The 9227-nt window shown below is 68.9% G+C and carries 11 protein-coding genes; 1 reads left to right on the top strand and 10 read right to left on the bottom strand.

Annotated features, from left to right (window positions below):
- Positions 1-199: 199 nt before the first annotated feature.
- The 4 genes from AB0958_RS43115 to AB0958_RS43130 form a co-directional block, all read right to left on the bottom strand.
- A complete protein-coding gene (locus AB0958_RS43115) occupies positions 200-958 on the bottom strand; it encodes an SDR family NAD(P)-dependent oxidoreductase (protein WP_366895959.1) in 759 nt (252 codons plus the stop codon).
- A 62-nt stretch (positions 959-1020) separates the two neighbouring features.
- Positions 1021-1896, bottom strand: a complete 876-nt coding sequence (locus tag AB0958_RS43120; protein WP_366895960.1) for an SDR family oxidoreductase — start codon at positions 1894-1896, stop codon at positions 1021-1023.
- A 210-nt stretch (positions 1897-2106) separates the two neighbouring features.
- Positions 2107-2382: an alpha/beta hydrolase gene (locus tag AB0958_RS43125; RefSeq protein ID WP_366895968.1), complete on the bottom strand. Its 276-nt coding sequence runs from the start codon at positions 2380-2382 to the stop codon at positions 2107-2109.
- Entirely contained in the window at positions 2322-2570 is a 249-nt protein-coding gene (locus tag AB0958_RS43130) for an alpha/beta fold hydrolase (RefSeq protein ID WP_366895961.1), read from the bottom strand. Before AB0958_RS43130 ends, AB0958_RS43125 begins: the two co-directional genes overlap by 61 nt.
- 37 nt (positions 2571-2607) lie before the next feature.
- On the opposite strand from AB0958_RS43130, the gene AB0958_RS43135 reads away from it, so the two are divergent.
- A complete protein-coding gene (locus AB0958_RS43135; RefSeq protein ID WP_366895962.1) occupies positions 2608-2940 on the top strand; it encodes a hypothetical protein in 333 nt (110 codons plus the stop codon).
- Positions 2941-3058: 118 nt separating this feature from the next.
- On the opposite strand, the gene AB0958_RS43140 is transcribed toward AB0958_RS43135, so the two are convergent.
- From AB0958_RS43140 to AB0958_RS43165, 6 genes are all read right to left on the bottom strand, one after another.
- The gene (locus AB0958_RS43140; protein ID WP_366895963.1) at positions 3059-3937 is read right to left on the bottom strand and encodes an LLM class flavin-dependent oxidoreductase; all 879 of its coding nucleotides are present in this window, start codon (positions 3935-3937) and stop codon (positions 3059-3061) included.
- A gap of 143 nt (positions 3938-4080) precedes the next feature.
- A complete protein-coding gene (locus AB0958_RS43145) occupies positions 4081-4548 on the bottom strand; it encodes a cupin domain-containing protein (RefSeq protein WP_360250827.1) in 468 nt (155 codons plus the stop codon).
- A 361-nt stretch (positions 4549-4909) separates the two neighbouring features.
- A complete protein-coding gene (locus AB0958_RS43150; protein WP_366895964.1) occupies positions 4910-5824 on the bottom strand; it encodes an NADP-dependent oxidoreductase in 915 nt (304 codons plus the stop codon).
- A 534-nt stretch (positions 5825-6358) separates the two neighbouring features.
- Positions 6359-6622: an SRPBCC family protein gene (locus tag AB0958_RS43155; RefSeq protein WP_366895965.1), complete on the bottom strand. Its 264-nt coding sequence runs from the start codon at positions 6620-6622 to the stop codon at positions 6359-6361.
- A 178-nt stretch (positions 6623-6800) separates the two neighbouring features.
- Entirely contained in the window at positions 6801-7871 is a 1071-nt protein-coding gene (locus AB0958_RS43160; protein ID WP_366895966.1) for an alkene reductase, read from the bottom strand.
- Between the two features lie 55 nt (positions 7872-7926).
- Positions 7927-8877: an alpha/beta hydrolase gene (locus tag AB0958_RS43165; protein ID WP_366895967.1), complete on the bottom strand. Its 951-nt coding sequence runs from the start codon at positions 8875-8877 to the stop codon at positions 7927-7929.
- Positions 8878-9227: the final 350 nt, after the last annotated feature.

Genomic DNA, 9227 nt, shown 5'->3' on the forward strand with positions numbered 1-9227 from the left:
CACAGCGGCCTTCCCGGCCTCGGTGTCACTCGTCACGTCAGTCATCAACTGTCGCTTCCAGCCCGGGAGTTACACCGCCCACCGTACAGACCCCCTGATCGCCGACGAGCAAGCGCGCCGAACAACATGAACTACGCTGGCCAAATCCGCATAACCCGTGTTCAGTAATAAGGGGCGAGGCCCCGGTGCTTTTACGTCGTCATGCTCGGGCGGCTGGCTCATTCGGACCGAGCAGGAATCCGCCGTCGGCGATGAACTCGACTCCCGTGGAGAAGGCGGCGTCCTCGGAGGCTACGAACAGGACGTAACCCGCGATCTCCTCGGTCGTGGCCTGGCGGGGGATCGGGAAGTTGTCGACCGGTACGCGTTCCTCGCCGGTCTGGGAGTAGGCCAGCGGGGTGTTGATGATCCCGGGGTGGACCGAGTTCACCCGGATGTGATCCCGGCTCAATTCCTTGGCTGCGGTCCGCATGAGGCCCCGTATGCCCCACTTGCTGGCACCGTAGGCGGCCAGCCCGGGCGCGGGGGCCAGCCCAGCGATCGATGAGATGTTGACAATCGATCCGGACCCCGCACGGCGCATCGACGGTACAACTGCGCGGATTCCGAGGTAGGCGCCGGTGAGGTTGGTGTCGATGACCTTGCGGAACGCGGCGGGTTCGATCGACTCCACGGTGCCTTCATGCAGGTAGGCCGCGTTGTTGACCAGAACGTCGACCGGCCCGAGCTGGTCCTCGGTGACCTGCACGGCATTCGTCCACGCGTCCTCGCTCGTGACGTCGAGGTTGACGAAGATCGCTTTGCCGGGCAGTTCGGCGGCGAGCCGGCTGCCCTCTCCCTCGTGACGGGCGGCGACGACCACGTTGGCACCCTCACCGGCGAAGGCGTGCACGAGGGCGCCGCCGACGGCACCCACGGCACCGGTGACGAGGACAGTCTTGTTGGCGAAGCGGTTCATGACACTTCTCCTTTGAGTTCCTGATGACTTGCGGATGGATTGTGTGCAATTGCCGTGCGGGGTTACGGCAAGAGGGTGGGCGGTGAGTCCCTGATGACGATGTAGTCGTCGGCATCGGTTGAGTAGGCGAGGTCCTTGGCGCTCTCCAAGGCGCCCAGACGGTCGCGGAGCGCGGCGACACCCAGGTTGTGAGCGTCGGAACCGAGCGTGAGGCGCTTGGGGGCGACGGTCTGGTCAGCGGAGGCGATGATCGCCTTGGCGATCTTGACGGGGTCACCGGGAGTCGGCAGGGCCGGGCCTTGGCCCGAAAGGGCCGCGCGCAGGGACCCTGACGGACCGTCCGCATAGACGTCGAGCGCCGTTCCCAGGACTGCGCTGGCGCCGCCGAACTCCGTGCGGGCCACACCGGGCTCGACCAGGGTGACGCTGATGCCGAAGGGGGCAATCTCGGCCGCTGCGGACTCCCAGAAGCCCTCGATTCCCCATTTCGTGGCGTGGTAGTAGCTCATCGCGGGGAATGTGATCTGGCCGCCGATACTCGCGATCTGGATGATTCGGCCACCGCCCTGTGCGCGCAGGTGCGGGATCACCGCACGCCCGAGTTGGATGGAGCCTGTCAGGTTGGTCGCGATCTGGCGGTCGATCTGATCGTCGGAGGCTTCCTCGGCTGCGCCGAGCAGGCCGTAGCCGGCGTTGGACACGACCACGTCCACGGTGCCGAGTTCGACGAAGGCACGGTCGACGACTGTGCGGATCGCTGCGGTGTCGGTGACATCCAGCGCCGCCGTCCACAGCCGGTCGCCGTGAACAGCCTTGAGATCGTCGAGGGTCTGGGTACGCCGGGCCGTCGCGGCGACCCTGTCACCGCGTTCGAGGAGCAATTCGGTGAGCCGGCGGCCGAAGCCGGAGGAGGTACCGGTGATGAACCAAGTCTTCATGTCAATCTCTCCTGATGAGCTGATATCGAGCTGGTTATGCAGGAATTGGTACAGGGTGAATCAGATTTTGGCCGGATCGAGCTTCGACTCGAAACAAGGCTCGGGGGTGTGAAAGGGCGGCACCTGCCATTGACCATGTACGAGTTCGTTGGCCGGTGAGTTCGTGGCGGCGCGTCACATAAGGCGGACCCCAAATCGTTGTCCGCGGGATCAGGGCTCCCAGGTCGTTCCGCCGGATTGTTCGATTCGTGGTGACGCCTTGCCTCCGTCGGCATGGCCGCCCGGCCGTGTCTCCTCGGATGTGCCCGGCGGGGGGGCAGGCAAGAAGGGGAGAAGCTCGCGGGCGAAGGCATCGGGAGATTCCTCGGGCACGAAGTGGCCACTGCCCGGAATCACTGCACCGGTCAGCCGCCGCGCAACCGTGTTCAGACTGTCGGCGAGCCGGGTGTCTGTGCTGTCCTCGCCGCCGATGGCGAGTACGGGCATGGGGAGGGTTCCTCCGGTTTCGTGCCAGGTCCGTTTGATGCGGCCGTAGTCGAGGAGGGTGCGAGGAGTTCACGCATGTCCTCCGCCTGTGTGTCTTTGTCGTATCCGCTCGGGGGACGGTCGGAGGCACCGGTGCCGCGCAGGTCGGGCGCGATGACGCGGTAACCGTGCGCGGCGAGGGCCGGCATGAGGTGTCGCCAGGCCCGCCATGTCTGGGGCCAGCCGTTGCAGAAGAAGTACGGGTTCGCCGGACCCGCCGACCACGGCGTGCAGCCGGGTGCTGTTGGCCGGGACGGTGATGCTTTCGAATCTGTCGGGGAGAGACGTTTCGTCGCTCATGGGACCACCTGGGATCGGGTCGGAGGGAAAGATCAGGACTTTCTGGTCGCGGGCGCCGGTGAAGTCGGCGGCGAGCCCGGCCGGTACCTGGTCGGTGAACGTGAAGCGGTTTCGGTGCGTTCGGTGCGGGGCGGTGATTGCCGGCATGGTCGGGTGGCCGGCGTTCTCGAAGCCGGGGTGGGCGAGGGGAGGACCCTGCGCTGGGAAGGAAGGCCCTGACGGGTACGGCCGATGCCGTGCGGGATACCGACCCTCGTGTGGATCCGTGCGCCGGTCCGCGCCGCGGGAGGCCACCCCTGTGCGAGGCATGCTGCCCGGTCCGGGAGCACGAGGAGGTTCAGGTCTCCCGTGCGAGGGCCTCGCGGACCGCGGGTACGACTTCGGCGGCGAACGCGCGTATCTGCTGGGTGTGGTCTCGTTCGGGCCAGATGACGAAGCCGTTCATTTTGACGGTGCGCACGAGTGTGACGAGGTGCTCGGTCCACTGGGCGGCGGGCCCCTGGAACGGGCCGGCCGACTCCGGCTGGATGACACCGGCGATGTTGTAGACCCGGCGGATCGTGTCCGGATCGCGGCCTGCCGTCAGAGCCGCGTCGTCGATGCGGCGGACAGCCGTGGGCAGAGCGTCGAGTCCGAGGTAGGCATGCGAGGGAAGCCAGCCGTCCGCCTTTGCACCGGTCAGGGCCAGCATGCGGGGGCCGTACGAGCCCAGCCACAGCCCCAGACCGGGGGCCGGCGCCGGGCCGGGGTGGACGCCGGCGAGCGAGTAGTGCGTGCCGTGCGTCCGCACACTGCGCTCGCCACTCCACATCACCCGGATGACGGTGATCGCCTCTTCGAGTGCGTCGACAGCCTCCTTCGGCGTGCGCCGGGAGCCGCCCATGGCCTCGATGGCTTGCCAGAAGGCGCCGGCCCCCAGGCCGAGCTGCACCCGGGAGCCGCTCAGTCTGTCCAGCGTCGCCGCAGCCTTGGCCAGCACCGCCGGCGGACGCAGCGGCAGGGAGCTGACCGTCGGGACGAGCGTGACCTGTCGCGTCCGCGCGGCCAGGAAGGTGAGCAGTGTCCAGGTGTCGTCGAACGCCGCTTGGTAGGGGTGGTCCTGGATGGTGAGAAGGTCGAGGCCGAGACTGTCGATGAGCAGCGCCTGCTCACTGGAGCGGCCGACGGGTAGGGCGTTCGACTCTACGTTCGCGCCGAACAGGACAGGCAGGGGCATGAAGGTCTCCTGGGCAACCGGCGCTGGACGCCGGCCGGCGGTGGTCGCAGGTGGGGAAGGGAACGGACCCGCTGTCGTCCCGAAGGCAGCGCCTTCAGGAGCAGGCGGCAGCCGGGACGGCACGGCTCGGGTCCGTGAGCGGTTCAGCGCGGCGGGCCGAGGATGACGCCGCCGTAGAGTTCGGATGCTTCCGCCAGGAGGGACTTGGGGATTTCGAAGCCGTCGGGGCGCGGGGTGGTGAGGTCGCGTCCGGCGTGGCGGAACATGCCCTCGATGCCGCCGGGCGTGGTGATCATCAGAAGGTCGGCGCGGTCGGAGGTGATGCGGTAGCCGTGCGGGACGTTGCGGGGCAGGTAGACGATCCCGCCTTCGCTCAGTTCGTGTTCGTCCTCCCCGGACCACACCAGGGCCGTGCCCTTGATCAGCATGAACACCTCGTCCTCGCGGGTGTGCAGGTGGAAGGGCGGGGCTTCGCCCTTGGCGACGTCGAAGCGGCCCACGGTCAGCTTGCCCTCGGTGGCTTCCTTGTCGAGCAGCACGGAGAACGTTCCCCCGTCGAGCCATTCCAGCTTCTGCTGCTGTTCGGGCTGCGCCAGATAGGTCATGGTCATCGGGGACCTCCAAGGAAACTCCGGCCTTCGGGCCGGGGTGGAATCGGACTCCTGCGGAGTGGGAAGAGGGGCAGGACTCGCCCCCCAGAGCGCATGCCGGTGCTCTGACTCGCAGGTCTGAGCTGACTGCTGGTGCTGTGAGCTTGTGAGGGAGACCGCACACCCTGTGAAGCGGGCGTTCACCTCCGGTGAGGGAGGGACACAGGGGGACATGGGCGGAGCAGGGACGGTATCGGCCGCACACGACGTATCCGCATGTCGCATGGATGCCAACTGGCTGGAGATGAAGTTGACCGGCTGGTTGCCAGCGGCCGTGCCGGGGGCCGGCCCCGCAGTGGGGGGCGGTCCCTGTGGGAGGAGGTCAGCCGACGGTGAGGACGAGCTTTCCGCGGCTGTGGCCGGCGTCGCTGGCCTGCTGCGCCTTGGCCGCGTCGGTGAGCGGGTAGGTCGCGCCGACCGTGATCGCCAGTGTGCCGTCGGCGGCCTGCCGGGCCAGTTCCGCCAGTCGGTCGGCCGAGTGCCGCGCCGGGCCCTCGGCGAAGACGACGCCGAGTTCGCGGGCCCGGAAGTCGGCGGTGGTGACGATCCGGTCGGTGGTGCTGCGCAAGGTGATGGAGTCCTCCAGCGCGCCCTTGCCCGCGGCGTCGAGCACCGCGTCCACGCCGTCCGGGGCGAGCGCGCGCACCCGCTCGACCAAACCCTCACCGTAGACCAGCGCGGTCGCGCCGAGCGAGGTCACGTACTCCTGGTTGGCCGGGCCGGCGGTGCCGATGACGCGGGCCCCGCGAGCGACAGCGAGCTGGACGGCGACGGTGCCCAGCGCGCCGGACGCGCCGTGGATCAGCAGGGTCTCGCCGGCTTTGACGTCGAGCAGGTCCAGGACGCGGTCGGCGGCGTCGCTCGCCACGGGCAGGGCGGCCGCGTGCGTCCAGTTCAGGCCGGCCGGTTTCGGGGCCAGGGCGGTCGCGGTGGCGAGCGCGTACTGGGCGTAGGCGCCGGTGTCGGACCAGCCCAGCACTTCGTCGCCCGCCTTGAACAGGTCGACGCCTTCGCCGAGGGCATCGACGGTGCCGGCGATCTCACCACCGGGGATGGCGGGCAGAGTGGTAGGGAAGATGGCTTTCATGATCCCGGAGCGGATCTTGCCGTCCACCGGGTTGACGCCGACTGCCCGGACGCGGACACGGACCTGGCCGGGGCCGGGCTCAGGAATCTCGGTCTCTGCCTCGTGCAGGACCTCGGCGCCGCCGAACGTGTCGAAAACGGTGGCCTTCACAGGTGTGTCTCCTTCGATGAGTTGATCCGGCGCAACCAGTTATGTGGTCAGCCATGTATGTGTTGGACGGGCTCGTTCACGAGCCTGAGCCGCAGAACTTCGGGCGCCCTGCCCGCGCCCCGGGCTGTTCGGCGGCTTTCCGGGTCCGATCAGGGTCTGCCAGCCACTGTCAGTGCGGCTTCAGCACGGCCACCTCGGGATACCGGCAGTGCTTGGGGACGATGGGTGTGTTCACCTTGCGCGATCCGCCGGACCAGGGCGTCCATCAGTGCTGTGGTGCTCTTTCGGCCCTGCCGCGGTTGGCGTGCACTGGACCTCGGAAATCGTGTCGAGCTGATCGTCGGGGCTTGGAGCGTGTAGGAGGCCGCCCTGAGCTCGGGTTCCTACGAGCTTCGCTCGGTAGGAACAGCTGGGCCGGGGCTCTGGTGAGGCTGTTTCGGGCCGTCATCCGGCCTGGAGCTGCACCTGCTCGCTGTCTTTCTCTGTTTCGATGACGTGGACGCACCGGTCGAGGGCGGCCATCATGTAGCGGCGTCAGAGCGGGGCGAAGGGACCGGCGAGAATCCAGCGGCGGCCGGCCAGCGGCATGAACTCGTAGGTCCAGCGGATGAGCGTGCCGTCACCGTCGGGGTTGACGTCGAACTCGCCCCGGATGCCGGCCGCGAGGCGGGAGAGGACGTTGGTGAAACCGGTCAGCTGGTAGGCGAAGCCGGAGCCCGGTACGTACTCGGTGAGCTCTTCGTCGGCCTGGGAGCCGTCATCGAACTGGGGTTTCGTCGCGAGCCCACGTGGTCCCATGCCTCGGTCTGGTTCTTCACGCCGCTGATGCCGGGGAAGGGGTCCACCGGGCGGAAGACGGTGGGGAGGTCGATGGGCGCCAGGACGCGGAAGGCGCCCTGGGGGCGGTGCGGGTCCGCTGCTGGACGGTGATGGTGACGGTTGTGTCGGCCGGGCCGATGAGGAGTGTGGTCATGGTTCAGCTCTCCGTGATGGTGGTGGGGAGAGTGGGGTAGTCGGTGTAGCCGCGGTGGTCGCCGCCGTAGAAGGTGGTCGGGTCGGGCTCGTTGAGCGGGGCGCCCGTCCGGAGGCGGTGGGGCAGGTCGGGGTTGGCCAGTGCCGTGGCGCCGACCGAGACGACGTCGGCCAGACCGGAGTCGAGGTCGGCGAAGCGGGTGTCGAGCGGGGTGCCGCCGCGGTTGACGATCAGTGCCGTGGACCACTGCCGGCGGATGCGCTGCAGGAGTTCCTCGTCGGGGCCCTGGATGATGTGCAGGTAGGCGAGGCCGAGCGGGTCGAGGGCGTCGAGCAGCGCCGGGTAGACGTCGTGCGTGTCGTGCTCGGTGATGTCGTTGTAGGGGTTGCCGGGCGAGATGCGCAGGCCGGTGCGGTCGGCGCCGATCTCGGCGGCGACCGCGGACGTCACCTCGGTGGCGAAGCGGATGCGGTGGGCGATGGAGCCGCCGTACTGATCGGTGCGCTCGTTGGTGTGGGAGGAGAGGAACTGGTGGACGAGGTAGCCGTTGGCTGCGTGGATCTCGACGCCGTCGAACCCGGCGGTGACGGCCGCCGCAGCCGCGCGGCGGAACTCGTCGACCACCCCGGTGATCTCGTCGGCGGTGAGGGCCCGGGGGACGGGCATCTCCTGGGGGCCGGTGGCGGTGAACATGACGCCCTTGGGCTGTACGGCCGAGGGGGCGACGGGTGTGCGGTGGTGCGCGGTGTTGTCCGGGTGGGAGATACGGCCGGTGTGCATCAGCTGGAGAACGATGCGGCCGTCCTCGGCGTGGACGGCGTCGGTGACCTCGCGCCAGCCGGCAACGTGCGCGTCGGTGTGGATGCCCGGCGTCAGCAGGTAGCCCTGACCGTCCTCGGAAGGCTGGGTGCCCTCGGTGATGATCAAGGCCATGGAGGCCCGCTGCCGGTAGTACTCGACATTGAGCTCGCTGGGACGGCCGTCCGCGAGGGAGCGGTCGCGGGTCATGGGTGCCATGGCCAGCCGGTGCGGCAGTTCCATGGCACCGACGGTGACGGGGGTCCAGACAGTCATGGATGAGCGCTTTCTGGTGTGGGGCGACATCGGTGCCGGAGGAGGTGGGGAAGAGCTAGAGGGAGGCGAGGGCGCGTACGCGGTCGGCGATGGCGCGGCGGGCGACGTCGGTGGTGTGGGCGATGGAGTCGAACTCGTGCGGGACGCCGGGGTGGAGGTGGAACTCCACGGGTACGCCGGCCCGGCTGAGCTTGAGGGCGTAGGCGAGGTCCTCGTCGCGGAAGACGTCGAGCTGTCCGACCTCGATATAGGCGGGAGGCAGACCGGTCGCGTCCTCCAGGCGGGCCGGGGCGGCGGTGGCGGGTACGTCGGGTCCGCCCGCGGCGTCGCCGAGCAGGGCCGGCCACGCGGTGCGGCTGTCGTCGTAGGACCACAGCAGGAAGGGCTCGATGTGCGCATCGGGCGTGGGGGTGCGGTCGTCGAGCATCGGCATGAGCAGGATCTGTCGGGCGATCGCCGGGCCGCCGCGCTCCCGGGCGAGGATCGACAGCCCCGCGGCCAGTCCCCCTCCGGCGCTGTCGCCCATCACACCGATCCGCGCGGGGTCGACACCCAGCTCGCCGGCGTGCTCGTGCAGCCAGCGCAGCGCGGTGTACCCGTCCTCCACCGGTGCGGGGAAGGGGTGTTCGGGGGCCCGGCGGTACTCGACCGACAGCATTGGCACCCCGCTCGCGGAGACGTAGCGGGCGACGGGTCCGTCGAACAGGTCGATATGGCCGAAGATGTAGCCGCCGCCGTGGAAGAACAGCGCGGCCGGACCGGCTGGGGCGCCTGTCTTGGCGTACCAGCGCATGGTGATCTTCGTGCCGTCGTCGGCGGTCGCGTAGTACTCGGTGGCCGTGACGTCGGCCGGGACCGGCTGGGCCGCCGAGGCGGCACCGATGATCGGTTCCCACATGGCGCGGCGCGCGGCGACGTCGCCGACCGGCGGAGGGGTGGCGCCCGCCATGGCTTCGGCCATGGGGGCGAACACCTGGGCGAACTCGGGGTCCAAACTGAGTGACATGACTGTCCTGCCTTCGTAGGTAGTGGGGTCTGATCGTCATTCGTGGCATCAGCGGGCCCAGAAGTCCCGGGTTCGGCAGGCGAGGGTTTGCCGTTGGGCGGCTCGGCATACCTGACCCTCTGGAATTCCGCGCCGGCTCGGCCGCCAACCGGGAGACGCGACACGCAATGTGCTTCAGATTTGAAGCGATCGGTGAGGACACTCCGGTTTCGAAGCGGCATCACAGGGTGAGAGGGCCGCCAGGGCCCTAGGGACCGACGGCCAACAGCATCTGGAGCTTGCCCCGGCTGGGGGAACCAGGCGTGGCGGTGAAGACCAGCAGCTGCTGGCACTGCTCGGGATCCACCAGC

Origin of the sequence: Streptomyces sp. NPDC006655 (genome assembly GCF_040703965.1) — a bacterium.
Taxonomy (GTDB): domain Bacteria; phylum Actinomycetota; class Actinomycetes; order Streptomycetales; family Streptomycetaceae; genus Streptomyces.

Bases quoted from the DNA above. Each gene is read 5' to 3' on its own strand.
- AB0958_RS43125 (WP_366895968.1), bottom strand. From the start codon at position 2,382: ATGCCCGTACTCGCCATCGGCGGCGAGGACAGCACAGACACCCGGCTC.
- AB0958_RS43140 (WP_366895963.1), bottom strand. From the start codon at position 3,937: ATGCCCCTGCCTGTCCTGTTCGGCGCGAACGTAGAGTCGAACGCCCTA.
- AB0958_RS43165 (WP_366895967.1), bottom strand. From the start codon at position 8,877: ATGTCACTCAGTTTGGACCCCGAGTTCGCCCAGGTGTTCGCCCCCATG.
- AB0958_RS43155 (WP_366895965.1), bottom strand. From the start codon at position 6,622: ATGGGACCACGTGGGCTCGCGACGAAACCCCAGTTCGATGACGGCTCC.
- AB0958_RS43115 (WP_366895959.1), bottom strand. From the start codon at position 958: ATGAACCGCTTCGCCAACAAGACTGTCCTCGTCACCGGTGCCGTGGGT.
- AB0958_RS43130 (WP_366895961.1), bottom strand. From the start codon at position 2,570: ATGCCGGCCCTCGCCGCGCACGGTTACCGCGTCATCGCGCCCGACCTG.
- AB0958_RS43120 (WP_366895960.1), bottom strand. From the start codon at position 1,896: ATGAAGACTTGGTTCATCACCGGTACCTCCTCCGGCTTCGGCCGCCGG.
- AB0958_RS43160 (WP_366895966.1), bottom strand. From the start codon at position 7,871: ATGACTGTCTGGACCCCCGTCACCGTCGGTGCCATGGAACTGCCGCAC.
- AB0958_RS43145 (WP_360250827.1), bottom strand. From the start codon at position 4,548: ATGACCATGACCTATCTGGCGCAGCCCGAACAGCAGCAGAAGCTGGAA.